Origin of the sequence: Actimicrobium antarcticum, from assembly GCF_039536745.1 — a bacterium.
Lineage (GTDB): Bacteria > Pseudomonadota > Gammaproteobacteria > Burkholderiales > Burkholderiaceae_D > Actimicrobium > Actimicrobium antarcticum.
In genome coordinates, this window is sequence record NZ_BAAAZE010000008.1 from 440680 (window position 1) to 457678 (window position 16999).

15 protein-coding genes and 2 pseudogenes are annotated in these 16999 nt (G+C 61.9%); 1 reads left to right on the forward strand and 16 read right to left on the reverse strand.

Features of this window, described 5'->3' with window-relative positions; all coding sequences use genetic code 11:
- Positions 1-2: 2 nt before the first annotated feature.
- From ABD720_RS09880 to ABD720_RS09950, 16 genes and pseudogenes are all read right to left on the reverse strand, one after another.
- A complete protein-coding gene (locus ABD720_RS09880) occupies positions 3-338 on the reverse strand; it encodes an NIPSNAP family protein (protein ID WP_344763114.1) in 336 nt (111 codons plus the stop codon).
- Entirely contained in the window at positions 331-1062 is a 732-nt protein-coding gene (queC, locus tag ABD720_RS09885) for a 7-cyano-7-deazaguanine synthase QueC (RefSeq protein ID WP_344763115.1), read from the reverse strand. The genes ABD720_RS09880 and queC overlap by 8 nt, the downstream gene beginning before the upstream one ends.
- A 288-nt stretch (positions 1063-1350) precedes the next feature.
- On the reverse strand, positions 1351-2979 hold the full coding sequence (locus ABD720_RS09890) for a YncE family protein (protein ID WP_344763116.1): 1629 nt from the start codon (positions 2977-2979) through the stop codon (positions 1351-1353).
- Positions 2980-3241: 262 nt separating this feature from the next.
- Positions 3242-3358, reverse strand: a pseudogene (locus ABD720_RS19325) (PEPxxWA-CTERM sorting domain-containing protein); the annotation flags it as partial.
- A 102-nt stretch (positions 3359-3460) separates the two neighbouring features.
- Positions 3461-4684 (reverse strand): annotated as a pseudogene (locus ABD720_RS09895) (esterase-like activity of phytase family protein); the annotation flags it as partial.
- A 220-nt stretch (positions 4685-4904) separates the two neighbouring features.
- On the reverse strand, positions 4905-5924 hold the full coding sequence (locus ABD720_RS09900) for an XdhC family protein (RefSeq protein WP_344763118.1): 1020 nt from the start codon (positions 5922-5924) through the stop codon (positions 4905-4907).
- A 1-nt stretch (position 5925) separates the two neighbouring features.
- Positions 5926-6555, reverse strand: coding sequence for a hypothetical protein (locus ABD720_RS09905; RefSeq protein WP_344763119.1), 630 nt, complete (start codon positions 6553-6555; stop codon positions 5926-5928).
- Entirely contained in the window at positions 6552-7181 is a 630-nt protein-coding gene (locus tag ABD720_RS09910) for a nucleotidyltransferase family protein (protein WP_344763120.1), read from the reverse strand. Before ABD720_RS09910 ends, ABD720_RS09905 begins: the two co-directional genes overlap by 4 nt.
- The gene (locus tag ABD720_RS09915) at positions 7168-7869 is read right to left on the reverse strand and encodes a putative 2OG-Fe(II) oxygenase (RefSeq protein WP_344763121.1); all 702 of its coding nucleotides are present in this window, start codon (positions 7867-7869) and stop codon (positions 7168-7170) included. Before ABD720_RS09915 ends, ABD720_RS09910 begins: the two co-directional genes overlap by 14 nt.
- Positions 7866-8819, reverse strand: coding sequence for an XdhC family protein (locus tag ABD720_RS09920; protein ID WP_344763122.1), 954 nt, complete (start codon positions 8817-8819; stop codon positions 7866-7868). Before ABD720_RS09920 ends, ABD720_RS09915 begins: the two co-directional genes overlap by 4 nt.
- Positions 8816-10009: a vWA domain-containing protein gene (locus tag ABD720_RS09925; RefSeq protein ID WP_344763123.1), complete on the reverse strand. Its 1194-nt coding sequence runs from the start codon at positions 10007-10009 to the stop codon at positions 8816-8818. Before ABD720_RS09925 ends, ABD720_RS09920 begins: the two co-directional genes overlap by 4 nt.
- Positions 10009-10902, reverse strand: a complete 894-nt coding sequence (locus tag ABD720_RS09930; RefSeq protein WP_344763124.1) for an AAA family ATPase — start codon at positions 10900-10902, stop codon at positions 10009-10011. Before ABD720_RS09930 ends, ABD720_RS09925 begins: the two co-directional genes overlap by 1 nt.
- A gap of 14 nt (positions 10903-10916) precedes the next feature.
- Complete coding sequence (locus ABD720_RS09935) at positions 10917-11483, reverse strand: SRPBCC family protein (protein WP_344763125.1); 567 nt, start codon at positions 11481-11483, stop codon at positions 10917-10919.
- Between the two features lie 82 nt (positions 11484-11565).
- Positions 11566-13977, reverse strand: a complete 2412-nt coding sequence (locus tag ABD720_RS09940; RefSeq protein WP_344763126.1) for an aerobic carbon-monoxide dehydrogenase large subunit — start codon at positions 13975-13977, stop codon at positions 11566-11568.
- A 16-nt stretch (positions 13978-13993) separates the two neighbouring features.
- Complete coding sequence (locus tag ABD720_RS09945; RefSeq protein WP_344763127.1) at positions 13994-14515, reverse strand: (2Fe-2S)-binding protein; 522 nt, start codon at positions 14513-14515, stop codon at positions 13994-13996.
- A 31-nt stretch (positions 14516-14546) separates the two neighbouring features.
- Positions 14547-15413, reverse strand: coding sequence for an FAD binding domain-containing protein (locus ABD720_RS09950; protein WP_344763128.1), 867 nt, complete (start codon positions 15411-15413; stop codon positions 14547-14549).
- A gap of 182 nt (positions 15414-15595) precedes the next feature.
- Between ABD720_RS09950 and ABD720_RS09955 the strand changes: the two genes are divergently transcribed.
- Positions 15596-16504 (forward strand): LytR/AlgR family response regulator transcription factor, encoded by a 909-nt coding sequence (locus ABD720_RS09955; protein ID WP_344763129.1) that lies wholly within the window; start codon positions 15596-15598, stop codon positions 16502-16504.
- Positions 16505-16999: the final 495 nt, after the last annotated feature.

The window sequence follows — 16999 nt, forward strand, 5'->3', positions numbered from 1 at the left end:
GTTCAGGCATCCTGCCGCAACGCCTGTATCGTCACCTCGTCCATCTCGATGACCACCGAGGTATAACTGTCGACCAGAGAAAGGATCGCCTCGCGCGGTCCTTCTTTCCATTCTGGGTGGTCGAACATCGACTCCTGGCTTTGCGCGCGATGGGCCAGGCTGTCATAGGCGCGAATCAGGTAGTAACTGGTTTCATCGTGCAAGGACGCTCGGCAGGCCACGACATCGATGCCGCGCTGCGCCAGCAACGGCAGCATCTGTTCGCGCAGGCGCAGATCGAATTCATTGCGGGTGCCGGGTTCGATACTGTACGAACGGATTTCGATGAATTTACGCATCGTTCGTGACGCCGCTGATCTTTCGCTGTCGGTACTGTGCATAGCCGTTTGCCCGTAACGCGCATGCCGGACAAGTGCCGCAGCCATATCCCCAGTCATGCAGCGCGCCGCGCTCGCCCAGATAGCAGGTATGGGTGCCGGTGCGGATCAGGTCGACCAGCGCACTGCCACCGAGCGACTCGGCCAGTGCCCAGCTATCGGCCTTGTCGATCCACATCAGCGGCGTCTCGACTTTCAGGCGGGTGGCCATGCCGAGGTTCAGCGTGACCTGCAGCGCCTTCATCGTATCGTCGCGGCAATCCGGATAACCGGAAAAATCGGTCTCGCACATCCCGCCCACCAGCACATCCAGCCCGCGCCGGTACGCCAGCGTCGCGGCCACCATCATGAACAGCAAATTGCGACCTGGTACGAAGGTGTTCGGCAAGCCATTTTCCAGCATCGCAATTTCGACGTTGCTGGTCAGCGCCGTATCCGAAATCTTACCGATCAGCGACAGATCGATCACGTGATCTTCACCGAGCTTGCGTGCCCAGTCGGCAGATTGCGCACGAATTTGGGCCAGCACGGCAGGTCGCACGGTCATTTCGATTGCGTGCCGCTGGCCGTAGTCGAAGCCGATGGTTTCGACCCGTTCATAACGCTGCAGTGCCCACGCGACACACGTGGTGGAGTCCTGGCCGCCGCTGAACAGGACGAGGGCGCCGGAAGTAGGGGTAGTCATTGCGTGATCCTTGGTGCGAGCTGAATGGAGCGCGGCGATTGCCGGCGTGTGGCGGGATTATAAAACGTCCGATGGATAGTCCGGCCCGATGGCCGATCGGGCGAAGAAATCAGGTGACGAACGGACCGGTGCAAGCCGTTCCGGCGTTATCGGGTAGTGATGCGGGTAGTGCTGCGGGCAGCCAGACCGGAGAATGATCGAGGCCGCCAGGGCGTGGGCCGGTAGTCAGCCCACGCGCCAAGCTTCAGTGGCGTTCAGCGCGCCCGACGGGTCGCCTATGCATCGATATCAGAACCGGAACCCCACCACGTCCTGCGAAGTGCTTCTGAGGTTATCGTCATCGCCGCGATAGCGGGCGCTGACCAGGAAGCGTGAGGTGCAGGCGATTTTTTTCAGGGCGGCGTCGTCCCAGGGCTGGTTGCAGCCCGGCAGCGTCAGCGTCGCGCTGTCGCCGTTCATTTTGACGCGTACCCGCACTATCTGGTCGTTGGTCAGGTCCGTGTCATCCACGAACCGGAACACGACACGGCCGGTCGGTGCAACGCCTCTGACCCTGGCGACCAAGGTCAGGGTGTCGTTCAGGGGCACCGATCCCGCTCCCTCCACCACGGTTGTCGTGGAGTGCTCACGCTGATCGACCGGGTCGAGCACGTCGCCATACAACCTCGAACTTGTTGCACTTTGCTGGAACGTGACATTGGCGAGCGTTGTTCCACTATCGACATCCACAAAACCGACGCTGTGCGGTTCGCCGGCACTGTGGATGCGATGCTCGAAAATAAAGCCGATCAGCACCAGCCGACGATTCGTGTAACTACTAGAAAGGCCCGTCAGATAGTGATATTCCGAGCCGTTGGACGGCATGTTCAGTACCCGTGTATTGGTCGCGGTGGCGGTATCGATTTCGGCAATCTGACTGCTGTTCGGACTCGATCCGCCGCCGACGTAGAGTTTTTTTCCATCCGGGCTGAGCAGCGTCGGGCCGCTGTACACGGTCAGGTTGAACTGCGGTGATTTGGTAATCGGTACTACCACTGCGCGAGCCACGCCGGATACCGTGTCCAGTACCAGATACTTGACCGACGTCGTGGTGGAACCGCCGCCGAACACATACACCTTGTCGCCTTTCGGGCTGAGCTGCAGCGCATTCGGATGCACGTCGGCGGCGAGACCGGCGGTGGGAATGATTTTTTCAGCCTTGAAATTGCCGGTGTTGATGACGGTAACCGCTGCTGTGCCCAGGTTGCCGTTGGCGCTGGTCGGTCCGCTGCTGGCCACATAGAGTTTCTCGCCGTGCTGATCGATGGCCAGTGTGGTCGCCGACTGGTTGACCGGGATCGTGGTCCAAGGTGCACCGTTACGTGCGCGGATCACGTTGACTTTGCCGGGCGTCAATGCGTAGGCGTTGACGCCATCCTCGTCAGCCACCAGCGCCAGCGTTGCCGCCGGCAGTGTCAGGATGGCGATGATTTTCAGCTTGACGACATCGATGACCCGTACCACTGCGCCACTGATTGCATACAGGCGGTTGCCCGTTGCATCGGCGACCAGGTCGGTGACGGGCGTCGGAATGGCAATTTTGCCGAGGACCTTGTCATTGTTCGCATCCAGAATCGTGATGCCGGTACTGGTATTGATGAATACTTTTTCGGAGGCTTCGTTGGCGACGATACGGGTCGTGCCACCGAGCGGAAACAGCACGCGGGTCTTGAAGTTGGCCATATCCGTGACACTGAATTCGTTGGTCGAGCTGTTGCCGACATAGACGAACGGTGCAGCAAATGCCGCGGAGGAAAGCAGCGTCAGCAGCGCGGCCATGAACCGGAACCGCATTAGCTGATCGAGTATCACGCAGCGAGTGCGTCCGGTCGGCTGCCGCACGCCACCGTGCGCAAGTTGGGTTGCCTGGGTATTCATCAAATAACCTCCTGTAGAGAAATGCGATCGAAAGAAATCCGGCATGGCAGGCCTTGTTTCTCGAATGTCGCTCACAGGTGGTCAGCCGGATTTCTCCGGTGATTGTCGACTGCGTTGGGGGTACTACCTTGATATCGCGCAGACTCCAATCTGCTTGAGGCGCGGTATCAATGAAAATGGGGAACTATCGGGACGACTGCACTGTGCGCGCGCCGAAAACTGCCGGCAGGACGAGACCTCGTCCGCCGGCCTGTGCAATGACTTACTTTGCCGACCAGATGGTCGCGCCGGACCGGCGACGACGTGCGCTGAAACCCATCAAGCCCAGACCCGTCAGCATCAAGGCCCAGGTTTGTGGTTCAGGTACCGGCGAGATCGACTGGGCGGTGTAGCTGACACCGGCATTCAGCAAATCGGCATCGGTGACGCCAAACACATAAAACTTGTTGTCACCGGCCACGCCAGCGACGAAGTCGTTGTCGTTCGCCACATACAGCGTGTGGGTCAGGACGCCATTGACGGTCACGTCGCTGCCGAAGGCCAGTCCTTCGATCTTGGCCGGAATCTTGTCAGCAGTGATGCCGTTGGCATTGAGCACGCCGACCACGTCGAGGAACAGGGTCTTGCTGATGGCGCTGGCAGACAGATCGCCCTTCATGCCGGAGACATCGGTCGCGCCGGTCAGGTCGATTTTGTAGAGTTGCTTGATCACCGCGGAGGTGCCATCACCGAGTCCCTTGCCATCGCGTTCGTCGACCAGGAATTGATGATCGTTAAGGGCGACGATTTCACTGACGCCGGAACCGGTAGTCAGCTTGTAGGCGTATTCGTGCGTGGCACCCGACGCAATGTCGATGGTGACGATGCGCACATTTTTCTTTGTATCCTGCTCCAGCGGTGCCTGCATGATGCCGACCAGCGTCTTGCCATCCGGCGAAATGGCCAGGCCTTCCATGCCCTTGTTGGCAACGCGACCGACGGTGTTGCCATTGATTTCCACAGCGCCTTGCGCGCTGAGAGTAGTCACGGCCAGGTTCGCGGGCAGGGCGAACGCCTTGATGCGGGCACCGGTAGCGCGGTCGAATTGATACACATACGGACCGTATTCATCGGAGATAAAAACGCTTTTGCCATCCGCCGAGACGCGCACGCCTTCGGGGTCGAAGCGCGCATTGGCGGTGTTGGCCGACGTCAGCGCCGGGTTGAAATTGTCCGAGCGTCCGGTGAAGTAATTCGTGCCGTTCAGTGCATTGAGAGCCGGTGCACCAGTGCCCAGATTGAGCCCGGCGCCGCTGCCGTAGGTCAGCGCCGTCGGGCTCGACAGCAGCGTGGTGGCGACCAGCGTCGGTGTCAGGTTGAAGGCCAGTCCGGTGCCCGAGGTGTTGGCGCTCAGACCCATCCTGATGGTCTGGAAGCGCGCGATATACGAGCTCGTATCATCGACCAGGGTGTTGTAGGGCGTCGCATTCGGGCCGCGATCCGGCGTTGCGATGAAAGTATTGTTACCGGCATAAGCCAGTCCTGAACCGAGGCCACCCAGGACGTTGCCGGCGATCCCGTTTTCCAGCATGCCTGCCGTCTGGCTCGACAGGTCACTAAAGCTGCCGCTCAGGCTGCCGATGGCGAGCAGGTTGATACTGGCGTGCGCGGCGGGCGCGGAAAACAGGGCGGCCAGTAACAGGGGGAGAAGTTTTCGATGGATCATGATGGGGGTCCTGGATGGTGGGGAGAGTCGTATGTTTTCTTGCGAACAGTTGCCTGTTGAGCAACGCAAGTTATCAACGTATTGCTACGTGACGATGACAACATGCCACCAAGGAGCGCATCGATCACACCAGGGCGATCGCGCCGTGTGACTACGCCGGCGGATCGGGGCGGCCCGGCCCGGCTGTCTGGGCTAGCCGCATGAATTGCAGGGCAAGGACTTACGTGCTGTGCAAACCTTCCATCGTCAGCGCCCGTTCGACCAGCTGTCCGGTCGGAATCAGGCGCTTTTGCAGGATAGGCACGCGGTACTTCGCCGCCGTGATTTCTGCCAGGATCGAGATGGCCATTTCAGCCGGACTGGACGAGCCGAGGTACAAGCCCGCTGGGCCGTGCAAGCGGTCGATTTCGGTGGCGGTCAGGTCGAATTCCAGCAGGCGTTCCTTGCGCTTGGCGGTGTTGGCGCGACTGCCCAGTGCGCCGATATAAAACGCGGCTGATTTCAGGCCTTCCATCAGCGCGAGGTCATCGAGTTTCGGATCATGGGTCAGCGCGACGATGGCGGTGTGGGTATCCATCACCAGCTCGACGATCACGTCGTCCGGCATGCCACGCGAGAACGTGACTTCCGGCATGCCGAAGCCATCGGCAAACTCGTCGCGCGGATCGATCACCACCACGTCGTAGTCGGCACCCAGCGCAATCTGGGCGACATAGCGCGACAACTGGCCGGCGCCGATCAGCACCAGACGCCAGCGCGGACCGAACATCGTGCGCAGCGTGTACTCATCAAAATCGAGCACCTCGGTGCGGTCCGCATCGACTAACGTGGCCTTGCCGGTTGCCATGTCCAGCACCCGTGCGGTCAGCCGTTTTGCGGTGGTGCGTGCCAGGAGTGTTCGCAACAGCGCCAGTTCCGGATGCGGTTCCACCACCAGGCGCAAGGTCCCGCCACAGGGCAAGCCAAAGCGCGCTGCTTCATCGCGCGAGACGCCGTACCGCACCACTTGCGGCAGGGCGGTGTCGAGCAGGTCGGTGCGCACGCGCACGATCAGGTCATCTTCGACACAGCCACCCGAGACCGAACCCACCACCTGTCCGTCGTCGCGGATGGCCAGCCAGGCACCCACCGGACGCGGCGCCGAGCCCCAGGTTTGCACCACCGTGGCCAGCACGACGCGATGCCCGGCTTCCAGCCAGGTGATGCAGGTTTTTAATACCGAGAGATCCGTACTGTCCATATCACACACCTTCCTGTTCGCCAGTCATGCTGGCCGTTTTCGTACTCTGCGCTGTCATCTTGAAATATAGCCGGATCATCGCCACACCCGCCACCATGCCCCAGACCATCCCGGCAAACATCCCGGCGAGCATCGCGGACGCGCTGGCCGGCTGAAACACCAGCACGCTGATGCTCATGCCTGCCAGCATCCACGCAAAACAACCGATGTTTTGCGCAACGCGTGCGCACAACTGGCGGCGGCAATGCTGCCTTGTCAGCCGCAACCACGGCATGGTCGCCAGACCGCCGGCGAGCATGCCGACATGCATCGCCGGCAGCCACTGCCAGTGCAAGCTCAGCATCGTCGGCACATTCATCGCGCTGCCAGAACTGCACAGCGCCGTCAGCATCGCCAGCCCCGGTCCCTGCGCATCCAGCAGCAATCCCGCCAGCATCCCCAGCATGCCGAGCACCAGCATCGTCTGGGGTGCGGTCATGCCGTGGCTGCCGGGATGCAATCGTCCCAGCACCCGAAAACCTGCCAGTATCGCGAGGCCGCTGAGCAGCATCGCGAGCGCCTGCCACGAAGATTGCGCGACGCCGACCAGCGTCAGCATCACCGCCGCCGCGAGCCATGCAGCCCGTTTCATGGCGTCAGCCCGAGACGCGCCAGCAGCCGTTCGTAATCCTGCGGTGTATCCATGTCGGTCGTGTAGCGGTCATGGTTTGCAGTGAACGCCACGACCTGATCCGGGTTGTCGTCGATCAGCTTGCGGCAACCGAGATTGCGCTCGCCGGCGACGATGCTGTCGGCATGGCTCGCGGCAAACAGCACCGGGTTGCCACGCTGTCCGGCGAACTGCGGCACCATGATCGAGCCGCTGGCGCGTGCGGCAAATGCCCGTGCCAGCACGGTGTAATCGTCCGCCGCCAGCAGGATCTGGTCTGCCAGACACACCATGATCGTCGAACATGGTACCTGCAGCGCAGCAATACCGCTGGCGACCGATGTCATCTGTCCTTCCTGCCAGCGCGGATTGTGGGTGAATCGGACCGGCAGGCCATGCAACGCAGCGCTCACGGCGGCTGCATTGAATCCGGTCACCACCACGACTTCGGCAGGACCGGCGTCCAGCAACGCGCGCACCGTACGCCGCAGCGCCGGCTCATCGCCTACCGGCAACAGCAGTTTGTGCCGGCCAGCCATCCGCGACGAGTTACCCGCCGCCAGCACGACGGCGGCAAAACTGTTCGTCGATGGCTCAGGAAAAGTCATACGACCGGAACGCCGCGCCACCCTTGGCCTCGACCCGCGCATTGAACGAAATCACGACGCGATCACGCGTGCCGCTGTACGGAAACGCCTGGTGCTTGAGGTGCGATGGAAACAGCACCAGCAGGCCCGGCTCCGGGACGATATCCAGATGCGCGTCCATCAGATACGCATTGCCGGCATCGATGTGCGCACCGGCCAGCTGATCCCACCACGGACCATAAAAGCGCAACACGCCATTGCGTACGCCATAGACCGGATGCGCGGCGCGCAGTTCGGCCGGATCGATATCGAGGTAATACACGCCCGACCATGACGCATTGCCATGCGTATGCACATCATGGAACGCGCCGTCGTTCTGCATCTGAAACCAGCTGCCGGCCATCACGATGCGGGCGCCGCCGATGCCGTTGTCCTGCCAGGCCTGCCGGTTCAGCGCGCTGACGGTTTCGCCGAGCTGGCCTGCAATGAAGCCGAACAGCGCTTCCATTTCGGGCATCTGGCAGCGCTGCAGCAAGTCGTCGTTACTGGCATAAAAGCTGGCAGCATGCGGACCGGGCGGGCGCGGATCGAGCAGGCGCATCGCTTTAAAGGCGCGCAGCAATTCGGGATTGACGTTGTCGGCCCGGGCAAAACGGGCGCTCGCCAGCGGGATGCCCCAGAGTGATTTCAGATCGAGGGGCGTGCTCATGCGGTGACACCGGTGGAGGTTGTGCGCGCAATGGCAAGGTACTTGTCGGGCGCCAGATCGAACTTGACCTTGCAACCGTCACAGCAAAAATAGTGGGTCATGCCACCGAGTTCGATGACGTGTTTTGCGGTGGCCTGATCGATCACCTTGCCGCAGACCGGGTTGATGTAGAGGTTGGCCGGCAGTGCTGGCAGTGGCTGTACATCAAAGGCGGAGACAGGTGCACCTGCGCGCCGTAGCGTAACCACGGCCGCAATCGCAGCCAGCGCAATTTCGACCGGCGTATGGGCATGAATATCCGGCCCGGCAGGCGCGTGCAAGGCCGCAATCCGCGCGGCCGGAATGCCGCGCACCTGCATGGCCTGGCGCAACTGGTTGGCCTTGCGTGCGCTGGCGATCATCAGCACCGACACGGCGCTACTGCGCAATGCGGCGTCGAGTGCGGCCTCGTCGCCATCGCCTTGTGTCGCCACCAGCACGTAGCGTGGTTGCAGCGTGTTCAAGGTGGCGAGATCGAGCCCGTCACCCGCCACGCGCAATCCCATGCGCTGCCCGAGCACGCGACATTCCTGCGCCGCCGGCGTGGTGCCGAGGACCACCAGCAATGGCGCAGTCGCCATCGACTGCAGGAACAATTCCAGCGAGCCATTGCTGGCACAGGGCATCGCATGTTGTTCGACATCGGCCGGACTCAGGCTACCGTCATTACTGATGCGTATGAGCCGGGCTTCGCCGCTCTGCAGCACCTGCAATGCTGCCGTAATCACGACGCCTTGCGCGCAGCCGCCGCCGACCCAGCCGTGCAGCGTGCCAGCGCCATCGACCAGCGCTTGCGCACCGACATATGCCGAGGTGGGCGACGCGGCACGGATCACCGTGACGACGACAAACGGCGTGTCCTGCGCGAGGTATTGTGCTGCCAGTGGCAACACCGAGGGTTCAGTCATCATTGCAGTGTCCGTAGCAGTTGGGGCAGTACACGTTCGATGCTGGCCAGGTCGCTACCGGGGGCAAACAGATCGAGGCAGGGCAGTGCTGCCTGCATGCCGGCACTCGATGGTGTGTAGCCTGGCCGGCTGGCCAGCGGGTTCAGCCAGACCAGGCGGCGGGCGCGCCGGCGCAGTGCCGTCAATGCACTCACCAGCTTGTCCGGCGGGCCGGTATTGTAGCCATCGCTGACGATGATGACGGCGCTGCGCGCATGCAGCAGAGTGCGGCCGTGGCGCTGATTGAATTCGCTCAGGCAGTCGCCGATGCGGGTGCCGCCAGCCCAGCCGGCCGACAACAGTTGCAGCCGTTCCTGCGAGCGCCACGGGTCCGGATCGCGCAAGGCTTCGCCGATGCCGACCAGTTGCGTGTGGTACAAAAAGCAGTGCACATCGGTCAGCTGCGACGACAGCGCCCGTGCCAGCCGCAGGTAAAAAAAGCTGTACAGACTCATCGATCGGCTGACATCCAGCAGCAGGATCAGGCGCGGACGCACGCGCCGTTTTTGCCGCCACGCCAGGTCCAGCGGCAAGCCGCCATGCGCAACGCTGCGCCGGATCGTGCGCGCCAGGTCGATCCGCAAACCGCTGTTCGCGGCCTGTTCGCGCCGCAGCGCAATCAGCCGCAGGCGCTGCGCAAAACGCCGGATCAGTGCATCCAGCGCACGCACTTCGTCCGGCTGATTCAGGTGCTGGAAATCAGCCCGGGCCAGCGCTTCATCGCCACTCGCGCCGTGTTGCGCGGCACCGCCATCGGCCTCGGCACTGTCGTTGCCCGCGCCACCTGCGACCGCGTTGCCTTCGCTGCTGTCGCGCAAGCCGCCAGCCTCATCACGCAGGTCCAGCTGGCCGGCACCACCGGCGTGGGTTTCGACCAGCGCCTGCCGGTTCGGCGGCAGGAAATAGGTCGCGAACAAGCCATCGAAACGGGCCCAGTCTTCCGCCCGCGAACACAGCAGCGCGCGCAGAGACCAGCGCAACAGCGGGCCGCTGAACTGACCCATGCGGTCGGCAATATTCATCGCATCGGCCCCGTCGACACTGGCCACGCGCAGGCCATTTTCACGCAGGAAACCGACGAAGCCGACATAGCGTGCGGCCAGCGCGGCCTCCAGATCGATGTAGTCGACACGCGCTTCGGTGGCGACCGACATCAGCAAGCCGCCGCGATTTTTTCGACCACGGAGCGCGTCAGGCTGGCGCGGTCTTCGCGGGTTTTGACCAGCGCCGACAGCGAATCCATGATCCGCGCAATGCCATCGTCATCGAAACTGCTCACGCCCAGGCGCAACAGCGCAGCGGCCCAGTCCAGCGTTTCGGCGATGCCGGGTTTTTTCTGCAAATCCATCTGTCGCAGCGACTGCACGAATTCGACTACCTGCCGCGCCAAGCGCGCCGGTGCGTCCGGCATCCGCGTTTCGACGATCAGCAATTCCTTGTCGAAGTTCGGGTAATCGACGTACTGATACAGGCAGCGCCGGCGCAACGCGTCCGACAATTCGCGGGTGCCATTCGAGGTCAGGATTACGATCGGCCGGGCCAGCGCAGTGATGGTGCCGAGCTCCGGAATCGAGATCTGGAAATCCGACAACAACTCCATCAGATAGGCTTCGAACGCTTCGTCGGCACGGTCGATTTCATCGATCAGCAGGACCGGCGCGGTGCTGCTGGTGATCGCATCGAGCAGTGGCCGCTTGAGCAAATAGCGCTCCGAAAAAATGTCCTGTTCCTTGTCGGCCATCGGCCGCGTGTCGTTCTCCAGCAGTTTGATGGCGAGTAACTGGCGCTGGTAATTCCATTCGTACAGCGCCGAATGCGCGTCCAGTCCTTCGTAGCATTGCAGGCGGATCAGGCGGGTGTCGTGGACCCGCGCGAGCACTTTGGCGATCTCGGTTTTGCCGACACCGGCTTCGCCTTCCAGCAACAGCGGGCGACCCATTTCGGTCATCAGCAGCAAGGTCGCACTCAGGCTTTGCTCGGCAATATAGCCCTGCTGCTGCAGGCGCTTTTGCAGTGCGGTGACATCGTGCATGCGGTCAGTCGACACGGTCTTGTTCCGCCTCAGGCCGACTTGGCGGAAAACAATCCGCGGAACCAGTCGCGCACGATGGCCCAGCCGAGTGCCAGTCCATTGAGCGAGGTGTCGACCGGCACGGGCGCGACCTGTTCCGATTGCAGCGCAGCGACCTGCAGCGCAAAGTTGGCCGCGAACTGCTTGAGGATTTGTTCGGCCACCGTGTTCATCATGCGACCGCCGAATGCGGCGGCCTTGCCGGTCATGGCCACTTCGCTCTTGCCGACCAGTTCGCAGGTGTCGCCGGTGGCTTTTACGGTCGCTTCCAGGTCCATCGATGCACCGGACGTACCGGTGGTGTCGGAACCCTTGCCAATCAGGCGCAACATGCGGTTGGCCTCATCGACCTGCTTGACCTCGATCGTGCCCTTGAATGACATCGACGCCGGGCCGACCTTGATGCTGACCGTGCCGCGATAATTGTTCTCGTCGATGCGCTCGGTGATCTTCGCGCCCGGCATGCAATTGCCGACACTTTCTATGTTCTGTAAAAACGTCCATGCGGTAGTTGCATTGCAAGGCATCGGGAATACTTTTTCGATTTCAACTTTCATGCGTCCATCCTTGATGTTGGTGCTGTACTGGGGTGGCAGGGTGCCGACACCTGCTGAGGTGTCGGCGTTTCAACCTGCGGTGTTAGCGTTGGTCGATGCCCAGCGCGTGGCTCTGTTGCCAGACCCGGAAGCTGTTGTGCGGCATGTTCATGTGCGTTACGCCCAGGTGGGCAAACGCATCGACCATCGCTGCCGTAAAGCACGGGATCGATCCCACGTGCGGCGATTCGGCGACACCCTTGGCGCCGATCGGATGATGCGGCGATGGCGTCACGGTGAAGTCGGTTTCCCAGTGCGGAGTTTCCATGCTGGTCGGCAGGAAGTAATCCATCAGCGTGCCACCCAGCACGTTGCCGGCTTCGTCGTAGGTCAGTTGCTGGCCCATTGCCACGGCAAACCCTTCGGTCAGGCCGCCATGGATCTGGCCTTCGATGATCATCGGGTTGATCCGCGTGCCGCAGTCATCCAGCGCATAGAAGCGCCGGACTTTCGTCTCGCCCGAAAAGCGGTTGACGTCGAGGACGCACAGGTAAGCGCCAAACGGATACGTGAAGTTCGGCGGGTCGTAATAGTCGACCGCTTCGAGTCCCATCTCCATGCCTTCCGGCACATTGTTGTACGCGGCCCAGGCGACTTCCTTCATGGTTTTGGCCTGGTCCGGTGCGCCCTTGACGACGAAACGGTCGAGGTCGAATTCCAGGTCGTCCGGGCTGACTTCGAGCAAGTGCGCCGCGATCTTGCGGGCTTTTTCCCGGATCTTGTGCGAGGCCCGTGCAATCGCCGCGCCGGCCACCGGTGTCGAGCGCGAACCATAGGTGCCGAGTCCGTACGGCGCGGTCGAGGTATCGCCTTCTTCCACCTTGATCAGCGAGGCCGGGATGCCGGCTTCCGACGCGATGATCTGCGCATACGTGGTCTGGTGGCCCTGGCCCTGGCTAATGGTGCCCATGCGGGCGATCGCCGAACCATCCGGATGGACCCGGATTTCACAGGAATCGAACATGCCGATGCCCAGGATGTCGCACGACTTCGAGGGACCCGCACCGACGATTTCGGTGAAGGTGCAAATGCCGATGCCCATCAGGGTTTCTGAGGTCGGATCGGCACGCATGGCGGCCTGTTCGGCGCGCATCGCCGGATAGTCGATCGCGGCCAGTCCCTTGCGCAGGGCCGGTTCGTAATCGCCGGAATCGAACTCCAGCCCGAGCGCGCTCTGGTACGGGAACTGGTCTTTGCGCAGGAAATTACGGAAGCGGATTTCGGCCTTGTCGATGCCCAGCTTTTGCGCCAGCACGTCGACCATCCGTTCGATCAGATACACCGCTTCGGTGACGCGGAACGAACAGCGATACGACACGCCACCCGGACACTTGTTGGTATAGATCCCGTCGACCGAGACGAACGCATTCGGAATGTCATACGAGCCGGTGACGACATGGAACATCCCGGCCGGCCACTTGCTCGGATCGGCGCAGGCATCGAACGCGCCATGGTCGGCGGTGACATGCACGCGCAACGCCTTGATCTTGCCATCCTTGTCGGCGGCCAGTTCACCGGTCATGTGATAGTCGCGGGCGAAGGCGGTGGTGGTCAGGTTTTCGGTGCGCGATTCGATCCATTTGACCGGACGGCCCAGCACGATCGAGGCGACGATGGCGCAGACATAGCCCGGATAAATCCCGACCTTGTTGCCGAAGCCGCCACCGATGTCCGGTGAAATGATGCGGATTTTCGATTCCGGGATCGACGACAGCATGCCGACCACGGTGCGCACTACATGCGGCGCCTGCGACGTGATGTAGACGGTCAGGTCGCCGCGAATCTTGTCGTACGACGCGACGCAACCGCAGGTCTCCAGCGGGCACGGATGCACGCGTTGGTAAATCATGTCCTGCTTGACGGTGATCTCGGCATTGTCGAAGGCGCGGTCGGTCTTGTCCTTGTCGCCGATATCCCAGGTAAAGATATGGTTCGGATGCGTGCGTACGCCATGCGCGCCGACTTTGCTGTCCTGGATATCTTCACGGATGATCGGTGCATCCGGGAACAGCGCTTTCATCGGATCGACCACGGCCGGCAGTTCGTCGTACTCGACCTCGACCAGCTCGGCGGCATCGGCGGCGATGTAGCGGTCTTCGGCCACCACGAACGCGACTTCCTGATTCTGGAACGACACCTTGCCATCGGCCAGCACCGCCTGCACGTCACCGGCCAGCGTTGGCATCCAGTGCAGTTTCAAGGGCTTCAGGTCTTCGGCGGTCAGTACCGCATACACGCCGGGATGGGCCAGCGCGCGGCTGGTATCGATGCTCTTGATGCGGGCGTGGGCATACGGGCTACGCACCATCACGCCGACCAGCATGCCGGGCATCTTCACGTCATCGACGTAATTACCCTTGCCCTGGATGAAGCGCGGGTCTTCGTAACGCTTGCGGGAACAGCCCATGCCTTCGAGCTTGGCCAGGCGTTCTTCATTGGTAGGAATTGTTTCCATGCGATTCTCCTGGCACTCAGTGCGTAGCGGTTTCCATCAGCGGATACGAGGTTTGCACCGGTTCGCCGCGCAGTTTTTTGGCGGCGTACTGGATCGCCTTGACGATGTTCTGGTAGCCGGTGCAACGGCACAGGTTGCCGGCCATCCAGTAGCGGATGTCTTCTTCGGAGGGATTCGGATTTTCTTTCAGCAGGCGGTAGGCACGGGTGATCATGCCGGGCGTGCAGAAGCCGCATTGCAGGCCGTGTTCCTGCATGAAGCCTTCCTGCAGCGCATGCAGTTCGCCGTCTTTGGCGAAGCCTTCGATGGTCAGCATCTCGGCACCATCGGCTTGCACCGTCAGCATCGTGCAGGACTTCACCGACATGCCGTCGATATCGACCGTGCAGGCGCCGCAGTGGGACGAATCACAACCGATGTGCGGCCCGGTATGCAGGCATTTTTCACGCAGGGTGTGGATCAGCAGTTCGCGCGGTTCCACCACGACGTCGGTTTCCTTGCCGTTCAGTGTGAACGTCACCATCATTTTTTTACTCATAGTCTTCTCCATGTGGCCAGGTGATCGTGATTCAGGCTGTGCAGCGCGACAGCGCAGTACGCAAGGCGCGCTGCGTCATTTCGCCGGCCATCGCGACTTTGTAGGCGACGTCGCCGCGCAGGTCTTCGACCGGATTGCAAATTTGCATGGCCAGTGCCGCCGCGCTGCTGATCGACTGATCATCGAGCGCCTTGCCACGTAAAAAGTCTTCGGCGGCGGTTGCGCGCAGCGCGGTTTCGCCCATGTTGGTCAGGGCGATCGTCACATCGGCCACCACGCCACCCTGCATGCGCAGCACAACGGCCGTGGCGGCAGTGGCGTAGTCGCCGGTCTTGCGCTTGAGCTTGGCGTAACAGGAACCGCTGCCCGGTGCGGGCGTCGGGATGCGGATTTCGGTCATGATTTCGCCGGCTTCGAGCTGGGTCCAGTAGATGCCGAGAAAGTAGCCGTCGGCTGGCACGACCCGTTCGCCAGCGGGGCCGTTGAGCACGAACGAGGCATTCAGCGCCAGCATCAGCGCCGGATGGTCGTTGGCCGGATCGGCATGCGAAATATCGCCGCCGATGGTGCCCATGTAGCGCACTTGCGGGTCGGAGATCAGGCCTGCGCCTTCGACCAGCAACGGACATTTTTGCTGCAGCAGGGGCGACCAGATCAGCTCGTTTTCGGTCGCCATGGCACCGATGCGGATTTCATTGCCGACTTCGCGGATACCCTTGAGTGCGGGGATCTTGCGCAAGTCGATCAGGTGCCCCGGTTCGGCAAAACGCAGTTTCATCATCGGCAGCATGCTGTGGCCACCGGCCAGCAATTTGGCTTCGTCGCCATACTGGCTGAGCAGCGCGATGGCGTCAGGCAGCGTGGTCGGGGCGTGGTATTCGAACGGGCGTGGGATCACGCTTGTCTCCTTTTTTTTATGGTCGGTATGCCTGCCAGACGGCGCAGTTCCGTGGTCGATAGTTGCACGTCGACTAACGCCATTCCAGCGTGAATGCACGAGCTGCGGAGATCACGGCACGAAGCGCCGGAATACGCCCATGAATGCCGGGAGGCATCGCTACCAGAAATAGACGACAATCAGTGACGAGCCAAAAATGGCCGACAGGAGACCAGCATGACCAGTCCGAAGAGCGTGCAGTGATGGCGCCCGCACAGCCGCATCGCCATGAAACCTTCCAGCACAAGCTGGAACAGTTCGACCCTGGCATGGTCTGGCTCGACGCCGACAACCATGTGCTCGCCATGAATGACACCGCGCTCACCATCCTCGGGCCGGCGGCCGAGCATTCGCTGGGCGTCGATCCGGACACGCTGCTCGGCATCGATGTGCTACAGATGCATCCCGACAAAAGCCGCGACAAGTTGCGCCTGTTGCTGCAGGCCGGCAGCGCTGGTGGCTGTCCGATGAAGTCGCCACCGCCGGTAGCAATGATGATCAATATTCCGGACCGCGTGCTGGTGGTCAAAGTCTCGAAGATGACCGGGGCGACCGGCATCTGTGGCACCTGCATGATTTTTTACGACCTGACCGACATCACCACGGTCGCCCCGGGAGCGCTGCCTGCGCACACCGAAGTCGCGCCGCGTCGCCTGTTCAAGATTCCGGTGTATCGCAAGAACCGCGTCATCCTGATCGACCTGAAGGACATCGTGCGCTTTCAGGCCGATGGGCACTACACGACCATCGTGACCCGCGACGATCAATACCTGTCGAACCTGTCGCTGGCCGACCTGGAGGCACGCCTCGATGGCAGCACCTATTTCCGCACGCACCGCAGCCACATCGTCAGCCTGGCGAATGCGGTCGAACTGGTACTGGGGGACGATACGGTCAGCGTCGTCATGGCCGACCGTGACAATACGGTGGTGCCGGTGAGCCGGCCCAATACGGCGCAGCTCAAGGAGCTGCTGGGGATGGCGTTGCTGACGCCGAAAACCGCCGCCGAGAAAAAGACCGGGCCGGGGCTGGCGTCGGTGGCGGCGGGTTAGGTCGTCTTCGCCAGCTACACGGTTTCAACAACCTGTTACGGTTGGCCGTACGAAATCTCACCATTCGTTCGGAAAGAACAACTCGTGTGCGCGCACGCCGAACGGGAAAAAGATAGGTAACGCCTGATCTTCGATGCGGTCGGCTGTATGTATGCCACTGCTGTCTTGTCATCCATGCCCGGAACAGGAAGCAGGAGAAATGACAGCGCGACGCGATGTCCATGTCCTTGGTCGGTATATCGGCCGGGAGGGCCGCTGCTATGTGCAGAGCTATTTGCCGCGATGCGCGGGCTGCGGGCTGCGGGCTGCGGTAGCTAAAACGGGTTGCGCTCCGTGGAGGCAAGCCGGGTGCGGTCCGGCAGCCGGTTCTTTGCGCGGCGGCGTTGCGGCTTTGGGTCGTAGGTTGGGCTGCGAAGCCCAACATGCGTCAGGTTGCTTTGCGGGTCGCGGCGACGCGGGGGTTGCGGGCTGCGGTCTGCGGTAGCTAAAACGGGT